Consider the following 26,063-nt stretch of genomic DNA (forward strand, 5'->3'; position numbering starts at 1 on the left):
AAATGACCGAAGAATCCCGCCCACTTCCATTATAAGACAATAGTGGTCTGACAATATAGCCTATATTTGAGAAAAAAACAAACAGTAGAGTCTTTTTATAGCAGTTTCCTATATTTGAATGGGGGTATGGCGTTGATAAGATCAAGTATATGTGAGTGCGGCTAGATGGCTGGAAGTATAAGGAGGAGTGCAAGATGAGTATAAAGCAATGGTCTGAAGATACGATATCCTACGATTTAAACGGTGAGTGGTCTATCCGAAGAGCAGAGCCCAAGGAGTGGGGAATATATTGCTCCGTCTATTATAACATGGAGTATAACGGTTTTTTTAGAGAGGAAAGCTATGCGAATCCGCGCAGGAATGCCTTTTGGATATACAAGGGGGGGAGCAAAGTCGGCGGAGTCCGGATGTCACCGAATGTGATCTACCATCTCTTTGTAATCCCGCCCTTTAACGATTCATTTGGAGTATTGAAGCAGCTTAAAGCGTTGTTGATTCATTGGTCTGACCGGAAGGAGCCCATACGCACCTATGAGATTCTACCGGATCAGGTTCATCTGTATGCCCGGGCAGGCTTCTGGCCGGATGAATTCAGATGCCGCTGGATGCAGCGGCCTACAGAATATTTTCACATCAAATGGGAGGATGATCTGAGGATTGAGAGTCCAGAAGTGGAAGGGACTGAGGACGGAGGCAAAAGGTTCATTCTTGAAGAAGAGATTGCCCGTTGTGATTTTGAGAGCTTTAGAGGCGGACTGGATGCAACCCGGAGGAAGCAATTTGCTTTAAAAGATTTTATACCCGGTGAAGATCCTAATTACTCCAATGAAATATTAACGCAGGCTTCCACGCTGGTATTCGATAACGCGACAGATCAGCTCATTGCCAATTGCCGGCTGTGTCTCCAGGATGATGTGGCCGCAGTCTATAGCATTGGCGTTAATCCCGCTTATCGTGGGAGAAGATTGGCTACACGGATGCTGCAAAGAGCCCTTACCACTCTGAAGGGGACGTATCCGCTGCTGAGATTGTATGTAATGGAAGGAAATGATGCGGAATCTATGTACTACAATCTCGGGTTTAAGCCCGGGGTGCAGGAGATTCAGAAGATGTATATCCCGGTGGATTAACGCAAATAAGCGATCCGCAAGATCAGCGAAGGCACCCTTAGGGGTGTCTTTTTTTTGCTATAAAAATGACTGGAAACACAAAGGGAAGGTGTCTTTCGCAATTATGCAATGATTTTTGTCACAATGAAGGAGATTTGTAGAGTTAATGTAGAGGTCTGTCGGATAGTATTAGAAACTAAGAGATTATGATACACAACCTGTCGGTATCCGTATCGCACGATTTGGTGAACGCCTGCATAAGAAGGGAGGAAAGTACAGGTAACAGGCAAGCGGTCTATGAATAATAGGAAGTGTCGGCTGATCCCATAAAAGTCCCATTAGATGAGGAGAACAAAAAAAGATGACAACATCGAAGAAATGGAATAAAAGAGGTTCCCGCGCTCTGGCAGCCTCGTTGTCGATTGCGCTGGTTACTGCCAACTTTGCGGTGCTTGGGCCAGTGGCCCATGCGGCTGTAGCGGAGAATGACGGCTCGGAACAAATTTTCACTTCAGATAAGTACCGGAGCTTCACCAAGGATAGCGGATCGGTAAAATTAACCTTCCCGGAGCTATTTATAACCGCAGATCCTGGTGAAATGATGACGGGCGCAACGGTTGTCATTAACGGGTACAAGCAGGGTGACCAGATTACGTTCGTAACAACTGGTACAGAAATTACAGTTAAATCCGGCGCGGGGAACGGTGTCTATATATTAGAAGGCGGAGCTTCAACTGCAGAGTATCAGAGCGTATTGGAAAATGCCGAATTCACTATGACATCACCAGGAGAGCGCAGTCTGACCTTCGGCCTTGGTCCTGTCCCGGCCTTTAATAAAAACGGCCATTTCTATGAGTATGTGTCAGAAACTAGCATCACGTGGCCGAAAGCCAAGGCGGATGCCGAGAAGAAGAGTTATTATGGACGCCAGGGGTATCTGGTGACGATTACTGACCCGGATGAGAACGCTTTTATTGTCGATAAGACTCCAGTAATTGGCTGGATTGGCGGGAAAGATGTAGCCCGGGCGGTAGACGGGAACGGAAGGGCCACCCAAAATGTCTCTACCTTGCAGAGCATTGGAAAATATAACGGCTACGGCGATTGGCGCTGGGTAACCGGACCGGAAGGAATGGTGCAATACGAAGGCAAATCCGGACTTCCTTTCTACAAGGGGTATAACATTAATGGAAAAAATGATGATACTGCCACAGTTCCCAATGTTACCGATGCAACATACGGCCCTATGTACGCTAACTGGGCTACGGGAGAACCCAATGACGCCACATTCGAGCATGTGGTCCATATTTATTCTAGCGGTCAATATAAAAGTAAATGGAACGATTATGCAATCGACAACGCAGTAAATGCCTACCTAGTTGAATACGGCGGCATGCCAGGAGATTCCACCACCAGCATTAACACAACCATTACACTGCTGGACAAAACACCGCTGAAAACGGATGCTACTACAGCGCAGGGCTATCTGAATACTGCTCCGCAGACCTATACAAAGGAGTCTCTGGCTGTTCTTCAAAAGGCAACAGATGCTGCCAACGCTGTTCTTGATAATGACCATGCTACCCCGGAAGAAATCGAAGCTGCCCGCAAGGGTCTGGAGGATGCAATTGCCGGGTTGGTTAAGCAGCCGCCGGTAGCTAACAGCGCAAGCTATACAGCCGGAAGCAACAATCAGGTGTCTATCAAGTTCGACAAGGACATCAAGTTTAACGCGGACGATGCGGATACTACAGATGACTTCAGAGTAACATTGGACGGAAAATTGGTCGATGTTACGAAGGCTGTAGTATCCGACGAAGATCCAAGTGTCATTATTCTGACCCTGGCCAGACCGTTGTCCAATGACCCTGTGGTTCGAATCGAATACAATGCCGCAGAGTCGGCAATCGAGGCTCAGACGCCGGGGAAGGAGCCAGTGTCCGACTTTACGCTGATCGCTAACGGTCCGTTCGGTGACTCTTTGCAGATTCAAGAGCCTGCGAACGGAACCGAGGTATACGGAGCAGACTTCCCGCTCCCGGTAACCGGACAAGCTGCACTGGACTCGGTAGTTACGGCTGCCGTCTATAAAGTGGACGTTCATCCTAATGCCTATCTGTTCGATCTTGAAGTAGGCATTACGGTAACTGATGATGTCTATAAGTGGGACACCAAGCTGCCGGGACCGCTGGCACCAGGGTCCTACCATGTAGCGGTGACTTCTACCAAGACATTCGGTGATGAGGTAAGAAAAGAAACGAAGCTGGTACCGTTCACCGTGCCGCAGCTGGAATTGACTCATGTGGCGGTAAATGAAGGACAGCCGGATCATGCTGTGCTGACGTTCAACCAGCCTGTAGGTTCTGCTTTGACCGATGCTGATTTCACCGGGCTTACCGTCGATGGACGGAAAGTGATTGCTGTGAAGTCCGTACAGGGCGATAAAGTAGAAGTCGTTCTGGAGGAAGCGCTCGGTCCAGATGATGCATTGGTCGTAGGGTACGACCCTGCTGCCGGTAATGTTACGGCTGAAGGCAATGTCCTGAACGAATTGAAGCCGATTCAGGCAGGCGACCAGTCCGGCATTACGAAGGATAATAATGTGATTCCGCTTCAGCTCGTTGCTGCTTATCCCGAAGCCGGCAAGCTCAAGCTGGTATTCAACAAGCCAATCAACGACTTGACCGATCTGTCAGGATTCACTTACGGCGGTGTGCCGCTTAAGGAGCCTTTTGAGATCAACGGCAATGAACTGATCGTGTCCATTCCGGAAGATCATAAGGGCGGACTGTTGAGCTACGATCCAGAGCTTGGCAACGTAACGGAGAATGGCAACAAGAATAACCCGCTTACGGGTCTGCAGCCGGGAATTGATCTTGGCGGAGATTCCAAGTATATCTCAGAGGCAGGCAAGCTGCCTGAGAACGGTCTGGGATTATCCGTTGGGGACAAGCCGGTATCCTTAAGTCCGGGCTTCCAGCCGGATGTACCAAGCGGCTATCAGGCGACCGTGCCTAACGAGACCGGTACCATCGCCCTGAATCTTGCCCCGGCAGGAGATAACGATACACTGCGCAAGGTTAGCCTGAACGGTGTAGAGGTCCCTGACGGTGACTGGAGCAAGCTGCCGCTTCAGGAAGGGCTGAACATCATTCAGGTGGATATTGTGGATGCGAAGCGTCCGGGCGTTAAGCTGGGCCAATACCAGATTCAGGTCATCCGCGCAAGCGGGAAGCTGGTCTCCCTGGAGCCTTCAAGCGGCACCCTGCAGCCGGAGTTCAAGCCTGAAACTACAAGTTATGATGTAACTGTAGGGAACAGTGTATATGAAATGTCATTCAAGCCGGTAACACTTGACCCGGGTGCGGTGGTAACACTCAGCATTACCGGTGAAGCGCCGGTAGAGGTGAAGAACGGCGAATGGAGCAAAGCGCTCCCTCTGAAAGTAGGCAAGAATGAAGTTCTGGTTACCGTCAAGGATTCCGCAGGTGGAACGAACACCTACACCATGATCATTACCAGAGAACAGCCTGTTTCCAGCGGCGGAGGCTCCGGCCCTGCTCCTGCACCGGATACTGCCAAAACCGAACTCATCCAGGTGGATGTAGCCATAGGCGGTGCCAATGCGGTGGGGATCACGAAGGTACCGGTTCAGCGGACGACGCACAGCAACGGAACCATAACTGATCTGGTCCGCTTCACCAAGGATAAGGCTGAAGAAGCGGTGAAGAAGGCGAAAGAGACGGGACAAAGCATTGCCCGTGTAGTCATCCCGGATGCGGCGGACAATGTCAGCGAAGTGAATGTCCAAATTCCGGCGGAGACCGCAAATTTGCTGAAAGAAAATGGGATTGTACTGGAAATCTATACGGAGAACGCGATTGTGCGTGTTCCGAATGAATCGCTGGAAGGCACCTTACAAGACTTCTATTTCCGGCTGGTGCCGGTGAGAAGTGCAACAGAGCGGAATGAAATCGAGAAAAGAGCCACGCTCGAAGCTGTGGTCCGTGAAGTGGCCAAGGACAACAAAATCGAAGTGGTCGCCAGACCGATGACCATCGAGACGAACCTGTCCAGCCGCGCAGTAACCCTGATTCTGCCGCTAAGAGATGTGAAGCTGCCTGCGAATGAAGCGGCGCGTAATGCATTCCTGGCACAGCTCGGTATTTTCATTGAACATACCGACGGCACGAAAGAGGTTGTCAAAGGCAAAGCGGTTACCTATAAAGAGGGACTGCTTGGACTGGAATTCTCGGTAAGCAAATTCAGTACCTTTACGATTATCAACTTCAATAATCAGTCGCCTGCTACGCATGTATCCTATATCGTTGGCTTCCCGGATGGCGAATTCAAGCCGGACGATCGGGTAACGCGCTCGCAGATGGCACTCATGCTTGCCCGGAATCTGGGCTATGATGCTAGTGCGGCTGTAGGCAATCCTCCCTTCCCGGATGTCGCTGTCCGTCATTATGCGGCAGCAGCCATTGCCTTTGTGAATACACAGGGCTTGATGAAGGGTGATCCGGCCGGGAAATTCCGGGGGAATGCACCGATTACGAGAGCAGAGATGGCCGCTGCTGCTGCCAACTACCTGAAGCTTGCAGTACCGGCAGATGGTAAGTCCAGCATGAGCGACACCACCGGACATTGGGCACAAGGCGTCATTGAAGCCAATGTGAAGGCGGGCTTGCTCAAAGGCTACCCGGACGGCAGCTTCAAGCCGAATGCTTATCTGACCCGTGCGGAAGCTGTAGTCATTGTTAATCAGATGTTTGGCCGCGGTCCGCTCCATGGAGCAGATGCGGTGAAATTCCCGGATGTCTCCAAGAATCATTGGGCCTACCTGGATATCCAGGAGGCTGTCATCGACCATCAGTACCGGGTCGACAGTGAACAGAAGGAACAACGGGTTACAGAATAAATGGATAGGGGTTGGAGGAGAGATCATTCTCCTCCAACCCCTAAATCATTAAATTTGAAGTATAATGGTTATAACACCTTACCGATTTCCAGCTGCGAAGGAGATCCGAATGAGAGCAATCCTGATTGACGATGAAGAATTGGCACTAAAGGCTTTGGAACGCCAATTGCATGCACTTGGTGATTTTGAGATTATCGGCAAATATACCGATCCGCTGCTAGGGCAGCAAAAGGTGGAGGAGACCGAGGCCGACATTGTGTTTCTCGATATCCATTTACCGGAGCTGAGCGGGATTGAGCTGGCGGAGAGGCTACTGGAGCGAAGACCCGATCTGCAGGTTGTATTCGTAACGGCATATGATAAGTATGCGATCAAGGCTTTTGAGCTGAATGCCCTGGACTATTTGCTTAAGCCGATTCATATGGACCGTCTGAAGCTTACAGTGCGGAGATTGAATGCTCAGCAGAAGCCTGGCCTGGCAGCCCGGGCAACGTCAGCGCAGACAAGCTGGAGGATGCTGATGCTCGATGCCTTCCGGATCTACGAAGGGAGTCAGGAGCTTCCGTCACTGCAATGGAGAACGGCGAAGGCGCAGGAAATCTTCTTTTATCTGCTGCATCATCGCGGCAAAGTGGTCAGTAAAGCGACTCTAATTGAGCTAATGTGGGCTGATTTTGATCCGGACAGGGCCTATCCGCAGTTATATACTGCTGTGTATCATATCCGCAAAATGCTGGAGCCTTTCAGCAGAGAACGGATTCTCCTGCAAAATACGGCGGACGGCTATCTGCTCAAGCTGGATGGGATCTGCCTGGACGTTGATGAGTTTGACCGCTTTATCCAAGCGGGGTTAGAGCTGTCGAATGACACACTGCCTGAATATGAACGAATCCTGAAGCTGTTCAAGAGCGAATATCTGGAGGGGTACGATTATGTGTGGGCGGAGCTTGAACGGCAAAGATTCCAGCTGCAGTGGATTCGGCTCAAGCTGAATCTGGTCCGCTGGTATATGGGGAATGCAGAATATGAACAGGCCTTCAAGCATATTGAACAGGTGTGCACCCGCTATCCGTTAGAGGAGCAAGCGCAATTATTGTACATGCAAATATCGGATAGCATGGGCTTTCATTTTCTGGTGCAAAGACAATATGTATTACTGGAAACGGTTATGGAAGCAGAGGTTGCGGAGAAACCGAGCCGGGAGATTGTCAAATGGTATAGGGATTGGGACAACAAGCGTCAAAAAGGGTGAATCCGTGGATTCATCCTTTTTGCCCTATCTAAATTATGATATATTTAATCTTGAATGAACTGGTTCTGCAAAGACCCGACGAAGGAGCACCCCATGACCCAATTTGTCTACAAGCAGATTATTGCTGACCTCAAAACGAAGATCTTTGCCGGGCAGTACGCCGATATGAAGCTGCCGGATGAGCGCAGTCTCAGCGAGGCGTATCAGGTTAGCCGCAGTACCATTAAGCGTGCGCTGATGAAGATGGAGAGCTCGGGCATTATTTTCAAGAAACGCGGCTCCGGCACCTTCATCAATCCGCTATACATAAAGAACGATTCGATCTTCAATTACGAGGGCTCTAACCTGGGGGTGTCGGATAACTTCCAGATGCACGGCAAGAAGCCGGAGATCAAGGTGCTGAGCTTCGAGGTCATCCGGCCCACGGAGGAGCTTCAGCGGGATTTGTTCCTGATGCCCCATGATTTCGTGTATAAGATCGTGCGTCTGCGTCTGTTTGAAGGTGCGCCCTTCATGATTGAGACGGGATATATTCCGATCAAAATTGTGCAAAATCTCGACCAGACGATTATCGAGGGCTCGATTTTTCATTATCTGGAGGAGTCGCGCAATCTGGCGGTGACTAAATCCTTTTTGTCTATTTTTGCCGAGCCTTCGCTGCCGAATGACCAGGAGCTGCTCCATCTGAAGGAGAATGAACCTGTAGGGATTATGGAAGGAATCTTCTTCCTGGATAACGGCACGCCGTTTGAATTCTCGCATATGCGCTTCCATTATGAGTATCTGAAGTTCAACACGTTCGTGTCTGTGCATTAACGGGTGGACGTTGTAAATAGCATAACTGAGGTATAGCAGGCCGGGAGGAGTCCCGGTCTTTTTGGCATCTTTTCGGACATAACAAATTAATCCATAAATATAAAAAAGAATATAATTTTGTGCGAATTTTGCAGCGAATTTCATACTATGTTCAAAATTTCACAATATTGGACCGTATTAATTTCTAAAAAGATTGAATTTCTGAAATGCCGATGTATGATGTAACTGTAGAAGTGATACATTCAAAATACAAAGAAAAAGATTAGGGAGTGGAAGACATGGGATTAACAATCGAACAGGTGGATTATTCCTCGAAAACGTATCTGGAAAAGCTTGACGCTTACTGGCGTGCAACGAACTACATCTCCGTAGGCCAGCTTTATTTGAAGGATAATCCGTTGTTAAGAGAACCGCTGAAGGATGCAGATGTCAAAGTGAAGCCGATCGGACACTGGGGCACCATCCCTGGGCAGAACTTTATCTATGCGCACCTGAACCGTGTAATCACTAAATATGATCTCAACATGTTCTATATTGAAGGCCCGGGCCATGGCGGCCAGGTGATGGTATCGAACTCTTATCTGGACGGAAGCTACACTGAAATCTACCCCCAGATCACCCAAGACATCCCTGGTCTGAAAAAGCTGTTCAAGCAATTCTCTTTCCCTGGCGGTGTAGCCTCCCATGCTGCTCCTGAAACACCTGGATCCATTCACGAAGGCGGCGAACTGGGTTACTCCCTGTCGCACAGCGTGGGTTCGATTCTCGATAACCCTGATCTGATCTCTGCAGTAGTTGTAGGTGACGGCGAAGCAGAAACCGGCCCTCTGGCCGCTTCCTGGCTGTCCAACCGGTTCATCAACCCGATTACAGACGGTGCTGTATTGCCGATTCTGCATTTGAACGGCTTCAAGATCAGCAACCCTACCATCCTCTCCCGGATGAGCAGAGAAGAATTGACCGCATATTTTGCCGGAAATGGCTGGGAAGCATTCTTCGTAGAAGGCGAGAACCCGGATCTGATGCACCCGGAAATGGCGAAGGTGCTGGATACGATCGTAGAGAGAATTGCCGCAATCCAGAAGAATGCCCGTGAAAATAACGATACTAAACGCCCTGTATGGCCGATGCTGGTCTTCCGTACGCCTAAGGGCTGGACTGGTCCCAAAGCATGGGACGGCGTGCCGAATGAAGGCTCCTTCCGTGCCCACCAGGTGCCGATTCCGGTTGATCAGAAGAACATGAAGCATGCTCCGGCATTGCTTGAATGGCTGAACAGCTACAGACCTGAAGAATTGTTCGATGAGAACGGCCGTCTGAACGCGGATCTGGCTGAGCTGCTGCCAACCGGCGACAGACGTATGGGGATGAACCCTGTAACGAATGCCGGCAAGCTGATCAAAGACCTGCACAAGCCGAATTTCCGCAACTACGCCCTGGATAATTCCGTTCCGGGTCAAGTGATCGCACAGGATATGGCCGTGCTGGGGAAATACCTGAAAGAGGTTGTTACGCTCAACGAAGAGAACCGCAACTTCCGGATTTTTGGACCGGATGAGACTATGTCTAACCGTCTGGGACCTGTATTCGAAGTGACCAAGCGCCAATGGATGGATGCCATTCAGGAACCGCAGGATGAATTCCTTGCTCCATACGGCCGTGTCATTGACTCCCAGTTGTCTGAGCATCAGGCGGAAGGGATTCTGGAAGGGTATGTCCTGACTGGGCGCCACGGATTCTTCGCCAGCTATGAAGCGTTCCTGCGCGTGGTTGACTCGATGATTACCCAGCACTTCAAGTGGCTGCGTAAGGCGACAGATCAGACCTGGAGAGAAGATATTCCTTCCCTGAACGTGATCGCCACATCGACCGTATTCCAGCAGGACCATAACGGTTATACCCACCAAGATCCGGGTCTGCTCGGCCATCTGGCTGACAAGAAGCCTGAATTCATCCGTGAGTATCTGCCGTCCGATGCGAACAGCTTGTTGGCTGTCTTCGACACGATCCTGAATGACCGTCAGAAGATCAACCTGATTGTATCCTCCAAGCATCCGCGTCCGCAGTGGTTCTCGGCCGACGAAGCTCAGGAGCTGGTAACTAAAGGCCTCAAGATCATTGACTGGGCCAGCACCGACAAAGGCGGAGAGCCGGATCTCGTCATCGCTTCTTCGGGTACAGAACCAACTATGGAAGCCTTGGCTGCCATCTCGATCCTGCATGAGAAGCTGCCTGAGCTGAAGATCCGTTACATTAACGTAGTCGATCTGCTGAAGCTGAGAAGTCAGAAGCTTGATCCGCGCGGCTTGTCTGACGAGGAGTTTGATCAATTTTTCACAAAAGATAAACCGGTCATCTTCGCCTTCCACGGCTATGAAGGCCTGATCAAAGACCTGTTCTTCGACCGCCATAACCATAACCTGCATGTGCATGGTTACCGCGAGAATGGCGACATCACTACACCGTTCGATATGCGTGTCCTCAACCAGATGGACCGCTTCGACCTCACGAAGGAAGCTGTGCTGAGCCTGCCGGAAGCAAGCAAATACCAGTCCATCGCTGACGAGATGGATGCCATCGTGCAGAAGCATCATGCATACATCCGCGAAGAAGGCATTGACCTTCCAGAGGTTGAGAACTGGGTATGGAAGGCTTTGAACTAGGCTTTAGATGATAGTGTTATTTCATTGATAATATAGAAGGCTTCAATCAGGGAGCGCTCCGGTTAGTCATGTTGATGGCTGCGGGGCGCTTTTTGTATCCGATGATTGAAGTTGGATGTCCGGGATCGATGAGGTCTTCGGCGCTTCCGGCTGCAATGCTCTCTTCCGCTGCCCCGCAGAAAGTACAGGCACACCGCCCCTTCCATTCATCTCCACCATGTGCTTCCAGTAGCGCTTCGGCATCAGTGAGGAACGCAGCCGGTCGTTGTAGCGCTCCTTGATGCCGATGGCATTGTAGAAGCCAGTCCATAAGCGGCGGTACGCTTCCTCCGTCTCATCGGGCTCGGGCGGGGTCCAGCCGTTTAACGGCACGATGGCCTCCCGTCCGGGCTCATGAATCAGCGCAGCTCCGTGCGTCTGATCGTAGATCATGAAGCTCTCCCCCTGGAACCGGTCGCAGAAATGCTCCTGGATCACAGGCAGCACATAGCCCTGCGGTTCAATGACTGCGGCCATGACCGGTCCGTATACGGAGAAGCGGACGAAGCCTGTATACAGATGCGCTTCATGCCGGAGCTGCTGTACGGCCTTCATTAGTGTGTTCACCGTGTCGTCGGCCAGCATATTCATCACCTTGCGGCCATGCTGGAAGCCGAGATACAGGAAGTTCAACAGCAGCATTTCCTTCTCGGGAGCGCAGCTCCAGAAGCCCAGACGCACCAGTTCTTCGGCTTCCCGGCTGATCCGCAGCGGCAGGGATTTCAGTACCCGTGCTGCCTTGTCCTTGTCAGTCTCGATCCATTTGGCCTCCAGCAACAGCCCCTGCTCTGCATCTGCGGAATGTATCGTTAACGGAGTCTCCTTCCAGGCATAGCTCTCGAACACACAGCACAGCAGGCCCTCGAAGCTTCCATCATAGGTATACGCCAGTGCGGACGGCTTGAACATCAGGCCTTCGCCCCCTTCTTGAGCAGGTTCCAACTATCTGCTGCCGGAAGTGCTGACAGGTTGAAGTCGTCGAACAGCGTGAGTTGCTCCACCTGCGGCTGCTGGAGAGCGAGCTGCTCCCCGGACATGAGTGAGCGAAGCAGGGTGTGCTCGCTTACCTTCAGTCCCTCCAGCGGTTTGTCCTTACAGGTGATGAAGAACTGAGAACGCTTGAGGACCACTCCCAGCTTCTTCAGCGCATGGAAATCGAGCGCTCCGGCCCGTCTGGCCTTCACGATCCGCTGTGCGCTTCTTACGCCGATGCCGGGTACACGCAGCAGCATTTCGTAAGGGGCGCGGTTGATCTCAACGGGGAACTGCTCCCGGTGGTTAACGGCCCAACTGCATTTGGGGTCCAGCAGCGGATTGAAGTTCGGCACGGCCTCATCCAATAATTCATTCGCCTTGAAGCCGTAGAAACGCAGGAGCCAATCGGCTTGATAGAGCCGGTGTTCCCGCAGCAGCGGTGGCTTGGTGTCGAGAGCGGGCAGGAGGGAATCCTCCACAACCGGGGTGTAGGCGGAGAAGAAGACGCGCTTGAGCGAGTATTTGCGGTATAATCCCTCCGTCAGATTAAGAATCTGGTAATCCGTATCTGGCGTTGCCCCCACGATCATCTGGGTGCTCTGTCCGGCCGGAGCGAAGCGGGGCGCGTGATTATACCGGACGATATCGGAGCGGTTCTCCTTGATCCGGCTGCTAATCAGCCCCATCGGCTTCAGGATGGATACCTTGCTCTTATCGGGAGCGAGCCGTCCGAGACTCTCCTGCGAGGGCAGTTCGATGTTGACGCTCATGCGGTCGGCGAGCAGCCCAAGTCTGGACAGCAGGGCTTCGTCTGCTCCGGGGATGGCTTTTACATGAATATAACCGTTGAAATGATAGACATTGCGCAGCAGCTCAAGTGCGCCGATTAACTGCTCGGTGGTGTAGTCGGGACTGCGCATAATGCCTGAGCTGAGAAATAATCCTTCTATATAATTACGGCGGTAGAATTGCATGGTGATATCTGCGATCTCTTCGGGGGTGAAGGCCGCCCGGCGAATGGGGTTGGACTTGCGGTTGATGCAATAGGCACAATCATATACACAGCCGTTGGTCATAAGCACCTTCAGCAGCGAAATACAGCGGCCGTCCGCCGCGAAGCTGTGGCAGATGCCCATCGCAGAGGTGTTGCCGAGCGTCCCGGCCTGGCCCTTACGGTCGGAACCGCTTGAAGTGCACGCCACATCGTATTTGGCTGAAGCGGTCAGAATCTCTAGTTTCTCCATTACATCCACGGTCTCAATCCCCCTCATATGTGAGCATTATATATCGAACGTACGTTCTTGTCAAAGCGTAATCCACCTCCCCGGCCGCCTGCAAAATGTATGCGCATTCCTTCTTGTGCTATAATAGAAATTGATGGTTCATGGAATGAGGAATCATGCGATTATTGAAAATCGGGTTAGGAGTGTTGCTAAAGTGAGAGGATATAACATATGGCGGCCTATCATGCTGATAGCCGTCGCGCTGCTGACAAGACAGCTAGTGACAAGTGTGTGCCTGATGTTCGGCATGTCGCAGGAATCGGCAGGCAGTGTAGCCATGCTGGGCATGATCGTTGCTGCTCTTATTATGTACAACCGCATGATGAAGGGCCGCCGCCGCAGATAAAATAAACAGAAGATCCGGACGTATTTATTCAGGCGCAGCGGATTGCATAGGAACAGGCTTGAAAGACGCCCGCACAGGTGTCTTTTTATTTTTAGAGCGGTGCTTGAATAATATGGCTGGAGCTTATATTCTTAGAAGGATATGCTATATGCAAGACCATACAGATTCAAGGTAACGTACATTCCCTTCGGGAGGGCGTTATTTATAGAATCAACCCACAGCATGGGAAATGAACATACAGGAGGAAACCAATTGAGTACACAGAACATTGGAGTGCCGTTAGAGGGTTTTGCAGAATTTAGCCGGACGGTAGCCGCAGAAGGCGCGGTACTGCTTAAGAATGAGGGACAGGTGCTTCCGCTGGGTAACGGTGAGAGCGTTGCTGTTTTTGGCAGAATACAGGTGAATTATTACCGCAGCGGTACTGGATCGGGCGGTAGCGTTCACGTTGCATATACGACGAACCTGCTGGATGGACTGCGCAGCAAGAAGAACATTAGCGTGAATGAAGAACTGGCTGCAGCCTATGAGGCCTGGATCGGGCTTAACCCGTTCGATGACGGCGGCAAGGTATGGGCTGCGGAGCCGTGGAACCAGAAGGAAATGCCGCTTACGGACGAGCTGGTGAAGCAGGCACGAAGCCAGTCAGCCAAAGCGGTTGTGGTTATAGGACGTACGGCGGGCGAGGATCAGGATAATGCCGATACCGCAGGCAGCTACCGGCTGACGGAAGATGAGAAGGCGATGCTTGTCTCGGTTACGGCTCATTTTGAACAGACGATTGTGGTGCTCAATGTGTCCAATATCATGGATATGAGCTGGGTGAATGACGCCGCTTATGTGAATCCTATCTCTGCTGTGATCTATTCCTGGCATGGCGGCATGGAAGGCGGCCACGCGATTGCCGATGTTCTGGCCGGAGAGGTTACGCCAAGCGGCAAGCTGACGGACACCATCGCGTATTCCATTGAGGATTACCCGTCGACCCGCAACTACGGCAATGAGTTCAAGAACCTGTACGAGGAAGATATCTATGTAGGCTACCGCTATTTCGAGACCTTCTGCCCCGATAAGGTTCAGTATGAATTCGGCTACGGGATCTCGTACACGACCTTCAAGCTGGAGCCGGAGGAAGCGAAGCTGGTGAACCAGGCGGGCGAGCCGCAGATTGAAATTGGTGTAACTGTAACGAATACGGGAGCGGTGTATACCGGTAAAGAAGTAGTGCAGGTGTATTACGAAGCGCCGCAGGGACAGCTGGGTCAACCGGCCAAAGCGCTGGCAGCTTTCGCTAAGACCAAGCTGCTCGAGCCTGGTGAGTCTCAGCGCCTTACTGTGAGCTTCCCGCTCCATTCCATGGCTTCCTATGATGACGCTGGTGTGACCGGGCATGCTTCCGCTTATGTGCTCGAAGCCGGTACCTACCGCTTCTATGCAGGCACCAGTGTCAAAGCGGTGTCAGCAGTGCTTCTGGACGGACAAGAAGGTTATGTGCTGGAAGAGCTTAAGGTTGTGGAACAGCTGGAAGAAGCAATGGCACCTACTGAGAGTTTCATGCGGATGAAGCCGGGTGCCCGTAAGGCAGACGGTTCGTATGAGCTTGTCTCGTCTGAGGTACCTACACGCAAGGTGGATCTGGCGGAGCGGATTGAACGCAATCTGCCGCAGACGCTTGCGCAGACCGGTAATCAGGGATATACCCTGAGAGATGTCCATGACGGAAAAGTCAGCATGAGCACCTTCATTGCCCAGCTAAGCGACCAAGACCTGGCGGCGATTGTCCGGGGCGAAGGAATGAGCAGCCCGCTGGTAACTCCGGGTACGGCTTCGGCGTTCGGGGGCGTCAGCGACAGTCTGTTCAGCTACGGCATTCCGGTTGCAGCTACAGCGGACGGCCCATCCGGTATCCGTATGGACAGTGGAGCGAAGGCTACACAGGTATCGATTGGCACCCTGCTCGCCGCTACATGGAACGCAGAACTGGTGGAAGCATTGTATGTCATGGAAGGCCAGGAATTATTGCGCAACCAGGTGGATGCGCTGCTGGGACCAGGGCTGAATATCCGGCGCAGCCCGCTGAACGGGCGCAACTTCGAATATTTCTCCGAAGACCCGCTGATTTCGGGGATCTTCGCTGCCGCATGCACACGCGGAATTATGAAGGGCGGCTCTAATGCGACGCTGAAGCATTTTGCCTGCAACAACCAGGAGAAGCACCGCAGTAAGGTCGATGCTGTCGTATCGGAACGCGCGCTTCGTGAGATCTACCTGAAGGGCTTCGAAATCGCAGTCAAGCAGGGTGGGGCCAATTCGATCATGACCTCCTACAACCCTGTGAACGGGCATTGGGCGGCTTCAAACTATGACCTCAACACCACGCTGCTTCGCGGCGAATGGGGCTTCCAGGGGATCGTCATGACCGACTGGTGGGCGATTATGAATGATGTGGTGAACGGAGGGCCGGCAGACCGTAAGAATATGAACTGGATGGTCCGTGCGCAGAACGATGTGTACATGGTTGTCAGCAACTATGGGGCAGAAGTGAACGCTTATGACGACAACACGATCGCATCTCTGGAGAACGGTACCCTTACCCGCGGGGAGCTTCAGCGCTGCGCAATCAACATCTGTGAGTTCATCATGAAGGCGCCGGTGTTCTCCAGAAAGCATGAGATTATTGAAGCGGTCGATACGTTCAAGACTGATCTGGCTATCGCGGCTGAGCATGTACAGGTTCTGAGCGAGAACGCACAGGTAACGCCTGCGGTGTCCGGGCCGACCTACATTCAGGCTGACGAGGCGGGCCAGTACCGCATTATTGTCAGCATCATGTCTCCTGAGCCTGAGCTTGCGCAGAGCGCCTGCAACCTGACTCTGAATGGACAAGCGGTAACCACCATTCAGACGAACGGAACGGAAGGCCGGTGGATCAGACAGAAGCTGGTCAAGGTTGAACTGGAAGCCGGACGGTATGAGCTGAAGCTCGACTTCGTCAAGCCCGGTCTGCAGATTGAATGGATTGAATTCAAGCAGGTATAGCATCAGCACCATAGGATCAGCAACCATTGATAGCACCAGCATCAAGACACCCTCCGGGGTGTCTTTTGTGCATATATAAGAATTCGCATGATCCGCCTGATTCCGCATACCCGCAGGGCCGCCGAATAAAATAGAGATAAAACGGCTACTATGAAGGGATGGCAGGAACGATATGCAAATACATGTAGTGCAGCCGGGCCAGACGCTGTATGGCATTGCGCAGGCCTACGGAATCAGCACAGATACGATAACTGAGGCGAATCAGCTCTCTGCGCCGGGAAGACTGGTGGCGGGGCAGGCGCTGGTAATCCCGATTGCCGGGCAATATTATTGGGTGCAGCCGGGCGACAGCTACTACAGCATCGCCAAGCGGTTCGGCCTGAAGGCAAGCGAGGTGGCTGAGGTGAACGGGCTGACGCTGAATCAGCCGCTGCAGGTCGGGCTCCGGCTGTATATTCCCCCTGGACCGAGGCGGCAAGCGGAAGTGAACGCATATGTGGAGCCGCGGGGGGAGAGTGTCTCCCAGCCGCTGCAGAATGCTGCACGTGAGGCTGCTCCTGAGCTGACGTATCTCGCACCGTTCAGCTTCCGGATCAAGCGGGACGGAACACTGGTACCGCCGCCTCTGGACGGCCTCGCCTCCATTGCCGCAGAGCATCAGGTGACGCTGATGATGGTTGTGACGAATCTGGAGGATGCCCAGTTCAGCTCGGAGCTTGGGCGCATCATTCTGAATGATCAGGAGGTCCAGGACCGGCTGCTTGAGAATATCATTGCGGAAGCGAAGCGGCTGAACTTCCGGGATATCCACTTTGATCTGGAGTTTCTCCGGCCGGAGGACCGTGAAGCATACAACACTTTTCTGCGGAAGGCGGCAGACGTCATTCACAAGGAGGGCTTCCTGTTGTCCACCGCCCTTGCCCCCAAGACCAGCGCGTCACAGGTTGGGGCCTGGTATACGGCGCATGACTACAAGGTCCACGGCGAGGTGGCTGACTTCGTCATTATTATGACGTATGAATGGGGCTACAGCGGGGGGCCGGCGATGCCTGTCTCGCCCATCGGGCCTGTCCGTCAGGTGCTGACCTATGCAGCAAGCGAGATGCCCGCCGGTAAAATCATGATGGGCCAGAATCTGTACGGTTATGATTGGACACTGCCTTTTGTAGCAGGGGGGCAATATGCGAAAGCGCTCAGTCCGCAGGCAGCCATTGATCTGGCAAGGAACAGGAATGCAGGCATTCAGTATGACTATAGAGCAGAGGCGCCGCACTTCAATTACACCGATGACGAGGGGCGGCAGCATACGGTATGGTTTGAGGATGCCCGCTCGATTCAGGCTAAGTTCGATTTGATCAAGGAGTTAGGGCTGCGGGGCATCAGCTACTGGAAGCTGGGCCTGCCTTTTCCGCAGAATTGGCTGCTGCTTACGGATAACTTCAAGGTGGTCAAAAAATAGACCGGAGACGCTGCGGCCAGCGGCGGCGTAAGAATCTCCACACCAAAACGGATGTGCCCATGCGAAATGGCGGCACATCCGTTTTTTTGAGCATATACGTGTTAGCCCATTAAGCCCTTGAGCCCGCCCAGAAAAGGCCGGATCGATTTGATCATGTTGTAGCCCATCTTCATCACCGGCATAGCCTTCTGCACCATTCCGAACATGCCCATGAACCGTCCGAGACCCCCGCCGATACCGGCCGCCCCGCCTCCTCCGCCCATCAGCGAGCCTAGTAAAGGCATGAAGCCGGATACCTCTGCTCTGCGCGCAGCTGAAGAGGATTTCCGTTTCGGGGATGGTCCCTTACGCGTGCTGGGTCTGGACAGAATCACCGCCTCCTGGTTCAGGTCTGTAATCCACCCTACGTAGGAACGCCCATTATGCAAAGTGATGCAGACCGGCTGGCCTTTCAGCTGCTGTGCCCGCTTGCGGAGCTTTGTTGAATTTGCCATTCGTCATTCACCTCACTGTTCTATTTACTTTATTTTACTCAGAACCTGGGGGGCGGCTTGTGCGGGTATGGAGTTCTGCAGATTATTTTTGAACAACCCGGGGCTGTCTTTGGGGGCGGGATAGCGTACTATTAGTAGGTAGGTGGTATTATCTTACAATAGTGAATCTATGATTAGGGGGGAGAACCGTTTGGCTGATATCGGGAAGTTAGCGGCGTTCATCTGCGCCCGTAATGCAGGAGACCAGCAGTGCGGGTATGTAGGCAGTACGCTGGAGGATGTTATGCATGACCTTAGTGATGGTATGGAGGAAGCAAGTCTGGTGCTGTATGAAGGAGAACGTATTACTGGCGCGATTATCCTGGACATCTATGATGTTGGGGGTGGGCAAAAGGATATTGAGGTATGGGGCCCTTATTATTCAGCGCACCCTGAAGAAGAGCTTCAGCGCTTATTCAACTACCTGAGTGAGACTGCTCAAGCTGGAGCTATAATGTACGTCCATCTTTTTATTAGCGGTGATAATACTGCGCTCATTGAATATGTTGCCCGCTATCGGGCTGAGAAGGTGAACACGCATTACCACTACTCGATCGCTATAGCATCAGCGCCTGACAACATCCGCCGCATGCACCCTGGCTTGTCTATTCTGCCCGTCACAGAGCCTGCCTCCAGGTGGACCGGGGAGATTCTCGATCTGCATAATCAGCAATTTCAAGGCGCAATTCTTACCCCGGAGGAGATTACTGCAGAGATAGAAGACAGCAGCAACAGTGAATATGACGTTCAAGCTGTCCTTAATGAGGGCCGGTTCACCGGATACATAATTGTTAGAAGAAATGCACGGACCGGCACCCTTCATCTGGAGTACCTATGTATTCGGCCCGAAGAGAGAGGCCGGGGCATAGGCAGGCAACTGATTGCCTGTCTGGCAGAGAAGTACAAAGGGCTGGGTTATTCGGGTATCAGCTTGGTTGTCGGCGAAGAGAATACAGCTGCCATCCGCTTCTACGACAAGAACGGGTTCACCATGGACCGTGTCATGAAGCATATTCTTATTGGGGGCGGGATGTTCTGAAAATATACAAATTGTGAAGATACAAATAGGATTAAAGGTACCACAACTCAAGTCATATCTACACTCTAGGCCTCTGCTAAAATCAGCAATGAAAGGAGGAGAACAACAATGTACGAATGGAATGAGATGGTTCAGCGCATGATTGACTGGGTGGAGGAGGATCTCTCGTCTTCGCCTACCCTGCTGAAGATGTCTGAGCAACTGGGGTATTCGCCGTATTACTGCACCAGGCAATTTCATGCGCTGACCGGGATGACGCTGCGGGATTATGTATGGCAGCGCAGGATCGGCCGGGCGGCCCTGGAGCTTAGGGACACGGATGCGCGCATTCTGGATATTGCCGTGAAGTTCGGCTTTTCCTCCCAGGAGGCGTTCACGCGGGCCTTTCTCAGAGCCTTCAAGCTCACTCCTCATGCCTACCGCATAGCTCCACAACCGATTCCGCTGGCTATTCGTGCCGAGGTGTTCACTCCTTATCATTATCTGATCAGGGAGCGGGATAGAATGAGACAGGTGCATTTGCAGGAAGCGGAGATTAAGCTTGAGTGGATACCGGCGCATAAGTTTATCGGCATCCGCGATATCGGCTCTAACAATTACGGAGGATTCTGGGAGAATGGGCATGACTGCGATGAGGTCTCCGGAACTCTGGAGAGTATGTCGCACCATACGCTGCCTGGCCAACTGGGCCAAACGGCAGGCTGGTTCTATCAGGAGGGGCGCAAAGGCTATCTATACGGTATCCTTGTCGCGGCTGACTACGACGGGGCGGTTCCGGAGGGTATGGAGTGCCTCGATATCCCGGAATCGGAGTATCTGGTCTTTTTTCATCCGCCCTTTGATTACTTGCAGGATAATGGGCAGGTGATGCGTATTGTTGAGGGAGTGGCCTGGAATTATGATCCTGCGGTTATGGGCTATATGTGGGACGAAGAGGAGAAACAGGATTATCAGCGGCATTTCCCTGAGGGTTACGGGTATGCGGTGCTGCGGCCGGTCCGTAAATTAGACTAACTCCGAACAGCAGTCTGGCTTAAGCAAAAGCGTCTGGCGCTTCTGCTTAAGCTGCTGCCTGTTGCACAACAATTCTACGTCAGGCCAAACCCGGCACTAGAGCCGTTATACATCAATACACTAATAAGTTAGGCTCAGCACCGTTTGCGCAAGAGTATCTCCCTGATGCTCCAGCGAAGCAACCTTCGCCAGAAGCTCTGCCTGCTGCTCACGCTGCCGGGTCGTCCAGTTGGCTCTCGGGGCAGTGCCGGTTGTGCGGAGAACTGCCGGGTCGGACATCTCCTTATAGTATCTATCCAGCAGACCAGCCATCTCTCCGTAGATCTCAGTCATCTCCGCTAAGGCAGCTTGTTGTTGCGGGTCATGCACCAGCGTCAGAGAGTCACTTAAGTAGGCGGCGGCGCAGCGGCGGGCATCTACCAGGGCCATCATGCAGAAGTGATTAACGGATAACCTGCGGCTGAAGGTTTCTTCGTCCGCTGCGGCATACCATGGATGATCCAGGAGCCCCTCTCTCCATAGCTCCAGCGCTTTGTATCCTACAGCATAAGTGCTGTTACTGGCTATGGTCTCAGCCTGCATCGATTCCAGCTTAATATGAAGCGAGGCATACAGATTCTCCAAGGCAGAAGGGACCGCCGTCTGCTCGCCCAACCGGATGATCCGGTAAGGCCATTGATCCACATGGAGATACCCTTGGCTTATCCTCATATGAGCCTGGAATTCAGGATCAGCTTCAAGCTCACTGAAGGTTTCATCGTCAAAATAACTGCGGCACAGCAGCACATCCCCCTCCGCCAGATATCCTGTAATGACTCCCCACTCCGGCGCTACCCTGAGGTTAATGGCAAGGGGCAGTCTGCCTTGGCGGATATCCTCCAGAATCGCCAGCTTCTCGGCTGTGCGCTGCTGCGGCTCTAACCGGTTGGCCTGGTGGGCGCTTAGTCCATAAGCCTTGCAGGCGGGGATAGAATAGTCATAGACGACAAGGGCATCCGCAGCACTGAAGTCCCATACCGGTTCAAAAGCCACTCTCCAGCAGGCTCCCGAATAGCCCATCACCTGCTCATACGTGGTCTCTATGTCTCTGGCGGTAAGAGCGAGCATCATGGCTCCTGCCCAGGAGCAATCCTGCCCCCGTCCGAAGCCCAGTCGCGGAAGCCCTTCAATAATGCATTCATCCCGGGAGGAACGGGTCTGATAGAGATAACTGCGGTCCCCGCTGTAATGAATCTGTTCGCCTTCCGCGCAGCTTACGGCATGAATACCTTCGGCATTCAGGTAGACCAGCAGCAGGTAGTCTTGACCGCCGCAGTCGACCAGACTGGGAAACAGCTCATGTGTGGCGGTGAACTGAGTCCAGCGGAAATGCTCGTAATGCTTCATTTTGTCCGCAACGCTGCGGTATGCCTGTTCATCCCCATAATGTGCAGCAATAATCTGCAGCTCATTACTGCTTGATACATACCCGTTCGAATGGATATCTATCGTAAGCAGCTGGTCCTTCAGCACAAAGGTCGAATACATACCGTCAGGGGTCTCATAGGTAACAAGCAGCAGCTTCAGGCGGCTGTCATTCCAGGAGTGGGGAAAGAGGTGCTCCCCGGGGATTAAGCTTAATCGGTCTGAAGCTACAAACTGGTTCACAAGCTGGGTAACATCCAGCTCCTGCTGTCCATCCGTATAGATTGCCGAGAGCACCACAAGCTCCTGGGGCAGCAGGATGCTATCAATAGAGTGATTCAATGCGGCAGACAGCAGGGGAAGGGTGGCCGTCTCCGGCAGAGACTTGCCGGTCTCCCATTTGGATACCGCCTGGGCGCTGACATGGAGCAATTCCGCTAATTGTTCCTGGGACAAGCCTTTCGTTTTGCGGAGGGTAGCAATCCGTTTACCAACTTTCTCGCTAACGATCATGCGCGATACAACTCCTATAGTGGATTCCGACGTCGTAAGGCTATTATAATATCAGCTCTCAAAATAACCCATATACTGGAGTAGGGTAAGCGGTATAACAAAATCAACCGTAAGTTGAGGCAAGCTGTAATGCGCCAGTTAACCCCTTCACAATGCGGCTATTCTCCTCCTTAACTCTGATAAATAAAAAAGACTTGTTCTTCTGAAGAATTCATGATATATTACTTCTTGCGTTGCATTGAATGTTTTCTTTGCGGTCATGGCGGAATTGGCAGACGCGCTGGCTTCAGGTGCCAGTGGTAGCAATATCGTGGAGGTTCGAGTCCTCTTGACCGCATAATGGTTTTAACCGTAATGCAAGCGAAGGCCCTTCTTAAATGAAGGGTCTTTTTTTTGCTGCGACACGCAGAATGTATGCAAGAAACCGAATACAATGTGCCTGGCTCCAAGTAGACAATTAAACAGCCCCCTTTCCCCACATCCAAGTGGTGGAAAGGGGGCTTCTTCATTGTCGGGTTCATAGCTGCTGCGAGACCACGCGCTAGAATTACCCCCGCCAGATGTCAGCAATCCGCACCGGCTGGCCGGTCTTCATGGAGCGGTTAGCGGCAATGCCGGTCATAATCGACATCGCGCCGTCCTTATGCGAAGCTGCGCGCTTGAAGCGGTCTTCCTGCTTTTTGTCGAAAATATCGCTCAGCAGCACCGGATCACCGCCGCCGTGTCCACCGCTGCTGCTCTCGAACTCTACACGGTAAGGCTCCTTGAAGTGCGGATAGATCATAATGCTGATGTCTTCCAGCGCGCCTTCGTTTTCTTTTTTGCCGCCGGAGTTGACGTAGGACTGCTCGGTAATCCGTACCTCCATCCGGCCCTGTGTACCGTTGAACACGATGATGAAGCCCTCCCACGGCATATATGCGTTAAGGGAATAGTTCATGACGGTCTTGTTCTTGTATTTGACCATAACATTCATGGTGTCCTCGATGCTGATATTGTCCCCGAACACACTCTGGTCGCGCTGGTACCCATCCTCGTGTTCGGCATCCAGGTACATGCTCTTCAGATGTTCGTTACGGTCCAAATGTAGCGCGAACGGGTCGTTCTCTGCAGCCTTACTGCCGTAGGCACGCTGGTAGAACTCGGTGATGCCCCGTTTCTCAGCATTCTCTCTGCCGTAGAAGCGCAGGTCGCCCATGGCGAAAACCGTGTCCGGCTGCGACCCCAGCCAGAAGTTCATCAGGTCGAAGTGATGCGTCGATTTGTGCACCAAGAGGCCGCCGCTGTTCCGCTTGTCGCGATGCCATCTGCGGAAATAGTCCGCTCCATGCTGGGTGTTCAGCAGCCACTCGAAGTTCACGGACAGAATTTCACCCAGCACGCCGTCCATAATGACCTCGCGGATCTTCGTGTTATGCGGGGCGTAGCGGTAGTTGAAGGTGACCCGCAGATTCCGGCCGGTGCGCTCAATCGCATCGAAGATCTCCCGGCATTTCTCTTCGTCAATTGTCATCGGCTTCTCGGAAATGACATCACAGCCGAGCTCCATCGCGCGGATGATATACTTGTGATGCGTCCGGTCAATCGTAGTCACCAGCACGAAGTCGGGCCGGGTCTCGGTGATCATCCGGTCGAAATCCTCGGCCTTGTACGTAGGCACCTCATGGTAATCGTATTTGCCTGTAAGCATATGATTGGCGAAATTCATCCGTGTCTGATTGACATCACAGAAGGCCACCAGCTCGGAGGTTTCGTTGTAAGCGGTAACAAGAGCGCCATAGAAAAATTCAGCCCGGCCGCCGGTGCCGACAAGTGCATATTTCTTTTTGGACAAGGGGATCACTCCATTTACTTGGATTTGATTCTATTTTATAGTATAGAAAATGCAGAAAGTGAACGGAATTTAGACTGTTTTGCTCAAAAGAGTGCAGATCTTATCCTGGCAGGGGGCTTGGTGAAGGTGGAACCTATCTTTCAGATTGAGCAGCTGAGGCGCATCGGGCATTTCAATATGGACACCGACCATTTCCATGATTTCTACGAAATATACTATCTGCTGTCCGGGCAGCGTCACTATTATATCCGCAACGGAAGGTACGCGCTGGAAGCCGGAGACCTCGTGTTTATTAACAAAAATCACCTGCACCGCACAACCGGCGGAAGCCATCTGCCGCATGAGCGGGTGCTGATCAGCTTCAATGATGCCTATCTGGGGCCGGTGGCACCCGGGGCAGACTGGATGAATGTGTTCGAAGGGGAGAGCTTCCTGCTGCGGCCCACGGCGCATGAACAGGGAGTCATCACAGAGCTGCTCCAGGCGATGCAGGAGGAACAGAAAGAGGGTCTGCGCTGGAGCACTGAATATACAAGGACGCTACTGCTGCAACTGCTGATTACGCTGGAGCGGATACGGGGGGCGAAGCCCGCCTTGGTCTCCCCGGAGCAGAGCGAGGGGCAGCGCAGGGTGTACAGCATCATCGAATATCTGGACAACCATTACAGCGGGCGTCTGAGCCTTGTGGGCATTGCCGAGCGGTTCTTCATCAGCGCAACGTATCTGTGCCGGATTTTTAAGCAAACGACAGGCTTCACCATCATTGAATACCTGAATATTGTCCGCATCCGTGAGGCGAAGGCGCTGCTCACACAGACGAAGTGGCCGATCACCCGGGTGGCAGCGGAGACGGGATTTGAGAGCATTGCGCATTTCGGTCGGAAATTCAAGGCCATTACGGGGCGTTCCCCTCTCCAGTACCGCAAGCAGCACAGGGGATGACGACTACGGCCCGCATCCGATGTTTCATTCGACAATAGCTGTGAGGGATGCTACATATCTTTCTATCTTTTGACACAGAGTCTGTCTTATAATAAATGAAGGTTGAAATACAGATATTGGAGTGTGTTATGAAAATCCATTCAGGGAGTCTCTGGCTTGCTGCTGCTATGCTTGCGGTAACCGTAACCGGCTGTTCTTCGGGCAGTGCAGGCGCTGGCAGAGAGCTCACGGAGAAGCTGAAGGCAGAGATTAGTGAGCTGAAGAAGGAGAATAAGTTTTTAAAGGAAGAGAATGAAGCGCTGAAGAAGGATCTTGTTGTGAGGCCTGTGACAGCGAAAGAGGAAGGCGGCACGGCTGAACTTCTAAGTACCGGAGACAGCCCGGCAGCCGCTGATTCCGGCGATGAATACAAGCGGATCGTAAAGGGCACGCCACTCAGGATTGATGATACGGGTGAATATACTATTACCAAGACATCATTCAGCAAAATAGTTTATCCGTCGAATCCGGGTTCATACTACACCTACTATGAAGCCAAGGAACCGGGGACAACCTATCTGGCGATCACCTTGAAGGTGAAAAATCTGGCAGGCCAAGCCATCAATGCGGGTGGAGTAGCGGATGTGGAGGTTACATATGACAACAAATATGTGTATAGCACCTTCGCGACGATGGAGAAGAACGGTGGTGAAGAATTCACCTATACCAATATCTCGACGATTGGACCGCTGAAGTATGGTACGCTGGTGTTCCTGGCCGAGGTTCCTGATGAAGTGAAGTCGAGCGGCAAGCCGCTATATGCGGATTTCGAGATTGAGGGCGAAACCTACCGTTATACCATAAAGAAATAAGAGAAGAGCCTGTGCGGCCGCAGAGTGAACT

General features: G+C 52.3%; 17 protein-coding genes and 1 tRNA gene. 13 read left to right on the forward strand and 5 right to left on the reverse strand.

Going from position 1 to position 26,063, the window contains the following annotated elements:
* The first annotated feature begins 194 nt into the window (after positions 1 to 194).
* From MKZ07_RS24665 to MKZ07_RS24685, 5 genes are all read left to right on the forward strand, one after another.
* On the forward strand, positions 195 to 1,130 hold the full coding sequence (locus tag MKZ07_RS24665; protein WP_341028216.1) for a GNAT family N-acetyltransferase: 936 nt from the start codon (positions 195 to 197) through the stop codon (positions 1,128 to 1,130).
* Positions 1,131 to 1,470: 340 nt separating this feature from the next.
* Positions 1,471 to 6,030, forward strand: coding sequence for an S-layer homology domain-containing protein (locus tag MKZ07_RS24670; protein WP_341028222.1), 4,560 nt, complete (start codon positions 1,471 to 1,473; stop codon positions 6,028 to 6,030).
* A gap of 109 nt (positions 6,031 to 6,139) precedes the next feature.
* Positions 6,140 to 7,282 (forward strand): response regulator, encoded by a 1,143-nt coding sequence (locus MKZ07_RS24675; RefSeq protein ID WP_036691307.1) that lies wholly within the window; start codon positions 6,140 to 6,142, stop codon positions 7,280 to 7,282.
* Positions 7,283 to 7,375: 93 nt separating this feature from the next.
* A complete protein-coding gene (locus MKZ07_RS24680) occupies positions 7,376 to 8,098 on the forward strand; it encodes a GntR family transcriptional regulator (protein WP_036691306.1) in 723 nt (240 codons plus the stop codon).
* A 278-nt stretch (positions 8,099 to 8,376) separates the two neighbouring features.
* Positions 8,377 to 10,761, forward strand: coding sequence for a phosphoketolase family protein (locus MKZ07_RS24685; RefSeq protein WP_341028227.1), 2,385 nt, complete (start codon positions 8,377 to 8,379; stop codon positions 10,759 to 10,761).
* A gap of 66 nt (positions 10,762 to 10,827) precedes the next feature.
* Here the strand turns inward: MKZ07_RS24685 and MKZ07_RS24690 are convergent, their stop codons facing one another.
* Both MKZ07_RS24690 and MKZ07_RS24695 read right to left on the reverse strand, forming a co-directional pair.
* Positions 10,828 to 11,709: a TIGR03915 family putative DNA repair protein gene (locus MKZ07_RS24690; RefSeq protein WP_084648805.1), complete on the reverse strand. Its 882-nt coding sequence runs from the start codon at positions 11,707 to 11,709 to the stop codon at positions 10,828 to 10,830.
* The gene (locus MKZ07_RS24695; RefSeq protein WP_341029759.1) at positions 11,709 to 13,019 is read right to left on the reverse strand and encodes a putative DNA modification/repair radical SAM protein; all 1,311 of its coding nucleotides are present in this window, start codon (positions 13,017 to 13,019) and stop codon (positions 11,709 to 11,711) included. The genes MKZ07_RS24690 and MKZ07_RS24695 overlap by 1 nt, the downstream gene beginning before the upstream one ends.
* Positions 13,020 to 13,242: 223 nt before the next feature.
* Here MKZ07_RS24695 and MKZ07_RS24700 point away from each other — a divergent pair, with 223 nt between their 5' ends.
* From MKZ07_RS24700 to MKZ07_RS24710, 3 genes are all read left to right on the forward strand, one after another.
* Positions 13,243 to 13,404, forward strand: coding sequence for a hypothetical protein (locus tag MKZ07_RS24700; protein ID WP_235218339.1), 162 nt, complete (start codon positions 13,243 to 13,245; stop codon positions 13,402 to 13,404).
* Between the two features lie 222 nt (positions 13,405 to 13,626).
* Positions 13,627 to 16,443, forward strand: a complete 2,817-nt coding sequence (locus MKZ07_RS24705) for a glycoside hydrolase family 3 C-terminal domain-containing protein (RefSeq protein WP_445670309.1) — start codon at positions 13,627 to 13,629, stop codon at positions 16,441 to 16,443.
* 172 nt (positions 16,444 to 16,615) lie between these two features.
* Positions 16,616 to 17,902: a glycoside hydrolase family 18 protein gene (locus MKZ07_RS24710; protein WP_341028233.1), complete on the forward strand. Its 1,287-nt coding sequence runs from the start codon at positions 16,616 to 16,618 to the stop codon at positions 17,900 to 17,902.
* Positions 17,903 to 18,003: 101 nt separating this feature from the next.
* Here the strand turns inward: MKZ07_RS24710 and MKZ07_RS24715 are convergent, their stop codons facing one another.
* Complete coding sequence (locus MKZ07_RS24715; RefSeq protein ID WP_036691296.1) at positions 18,004 to 18,396, reverse strand: hypothetical protein; 393 nt, start codon at positions 18,394 to 18,396, stop codon at positions 18,004 to 18,006.
* Positions 18,397 to 18,586: 190 nt separating this feature from the next.
* Here MKZ07_RS24715 and MKZ07_RS24720 point away from each other — a divergent pair, with 190 nt between their 5' ends.
* Both MKZ07_RS24720 and MKZ07_RS24725 read left to right on the forward strand, forming a co-directional pair.
* A complete protein-coding gene (locus MKZ07_RS24720; protein ID WP_341028237.1) occupies positions 18,587 to 19,474 on the forward strand; it encodes a GNAT family N-acetyltransferase in 888 nt (295 codons plus the stop codon).
* Between the two features lie 108 nt (positions 19,475 to 19,582).
* Positions 19,583 to 20,488, forward strand: a complete 906-nt coding sequence (locus MKZ07_RS24725; RefSeq protein WP_341028240.1) for an AraC family transcriptional regulator — start codon at positions 19,583 to 19,585, stop codon at positions 20,486 to 20,488.
* A 120-nt stretch (positions 20,489 to 20,608) separates the two neighbouring features.
* Here the strand turns inward: MKZ07_RS24725 and MKZ07_RS24730 are convergent, their stop codons facing one another.
* Positions 20,609 to 22,405, reverse strand: coding sequence for a helix-turn-helix domain-containing protein (locus tag MKZ07_RS24730; RefSeq protein ID WP_341028243.1), 1,797 nt, complete (start codon positions 22,403 to 22,405; stop codon positions 20,609 to 20,611).
* A 253-nt stretch (positions 22,406 to 22,658) separates the two neighbouring features.
* Here MKZ07_RS24730 and MKZ07_RS24735 point away from each other — a divergent pair.
* Positions 22,659 to 22,742 (forward strand) — tRNA-Leu (locus MKZ07_RS24735).
* Between the two features lie 210 nt (positions 22,743 to 22,952).
* On the opposite strand, the gene MKZ07_RS24740 is transcribed toward MKZ07_RS24735, so the two are convergent.
* Complete coding sequence (locus tag MKZ07_RS24740; protein ID WP_341028246.1) at positions 22,953 to 24,239, reverse strand: Gfo/Idh/MocA family protein; 1,287 nt, start codon at positions 24,237 to 24,239, stop codon at positions 22,953 to 22,955.
* Between the two features lie 126 nt (positions 24,240 to 24,365).
* Here MKZ07_RS24740 and MKZ07_RS24745 point away from each other — a divergent pair, with 126 nt between their 5' ends.
* Both MKZ07_RS24745 and MKZ07_RS24750 read left to right on the forward strand, forming a co-directional pair.
* The gene (locus MKZ07_RS24745; protein WP_327196373.1) at positions 24,366 to 25,181 is read left to right on the forward strand and encodes a helix-turn-helix domain-containing protein; all 816 of its coding nucleotides are present in this window, start codon (positions 24,366 to 24,368) and stop codon (positions 25,179 to 25,181) included.
* A gap of 128 nt (positions 25,182 to 25,309) precedes the next feature.
* Entirely contained in the window at positions 25,310 to 26,032 is a 723-nt protein-coding gene (locus MKZ07_RS24750; protein ID WP_051493197.1) for a bZIP transcription factor, read from the forward strand.
* The last annotated feature ends 31 nt before the right edge of the window (positions 26,033 to 26,063 follow it).

This window comes from Paenibacillus sp. FSL P4-0338 (assembly GCF_038002365.1).
Lineage (GTDB): Bacteria > Bacillota > Bacilli > Paenibacillales > Paenibacillaceae > Paenibacillus_AQ.

What these genes read in the sequence shown, in the direction of transcription:
- MKZ07_RS24675 (WP_036691307.1), top strand. Translation starts at nt 6,140, where the DNA reads ATGAGAGCAATCCTGATTGACGATGAAGAATTGGCACTAAAGGCTTTG.
- MKZ07_RS24715 (WP_036691296.1), bottom strand. Translation starts at nt 18,396, where the DNA reads ATGGCAAATTCAACAAAGCTCCGCAAGCGGGCACAGCAGCTGAAAGGC.
- MKZ07_RS24670 (WP_341028222.1), top strand. Translation starts at nt 1,471, where the DNA reads ATGACAACATCGAAGAAATGGAATAAAAGAGGTTCCCGCGCTCTGGCA.
- MKZ07_RS24700 (WP_235218339.1), top strand. Translation starts at nt 13,243, where the DNA reads ATGCTGATAGCCGTCGCGCTGCTGACAAGACAGCTAGTGACAAGTGTG.
- MKZ07_RS24710 (WP_341028233.1), top strand. Translation starts at nt 16,616, where the DNA reads ATGCAAATACATGTAGTGCAGCCGGGCCAGACGCTGTATGGCATTGCG.
- MKZ07_RS24725 (WP_341028240.1), top strand. Translation starts at nt 19,583, where the DNA reads ATGTACGAATGGAATGAGATGGTTCAGCGCATGATTGACTGGGTGGAG.
- MKZ07_RS24665 (WP_341028216.1), top strand. Translation starts at nt 195, where the DNA reads ATGAGTATAAAGCAATGGTCTGAAGATACGATATCCTACGATTTAAAC.
- MKZ07_RS24680 (WP_036691306.1), top strand. Translation starts at nt 7,376, where the DNA reads ATGACCCAATTTGTCTACAAGCAGATTATTGCTGACCTCAAAACGAAG.
- MKZ07_RS24730 (WP_341028243.1), bottom strand. Translation starts at nt 22,405, where the DNA reads ATGATCGTTAGCGAGAAAGTTGGTAAACGGATTGCTACCCTCCGCAAA.
- MKZ07_RS24685 (WP_341028227.1), top strand. Translation starts at nt 8,377, where the DNA reads ATGGGATTAACAATCGAACAGGTGGATTATTCCTCGAAAACGTATCTG.
- MKZ07_RS24695 (WP_341029759.1), bottom strand. Translation starts at nt 13,019, where the DNA reads ATGGAGAAACTAGAGATTCTGACCGCTTCAGCCAAATACGATGTGGCG.
- MKZ07_RS24705 (WP_445670309.1), top strand. Translation starts at nt 13,627, where the DNA reads ATGGGAAATGAACATACAGGAGGAAACCAATTGAGTACACAGAACATT.
- MKZ07_RS24690 (WP_084648805.1), bottom strand. Translation starts at nt 11,709, where the DNA reads ATGTTCAAGCCGTCCGCACTGGCGTATACCTATGATGGAAGCTTCGAG.
- MKZ07_RS24750 (WP_051493197.1), top strand. Translation starts at nt 25,310, where the DNA reads ATGAAAATCCATTCAGGGAGTCTCTGGCTTGCTGCTGCTATGCTTGCG.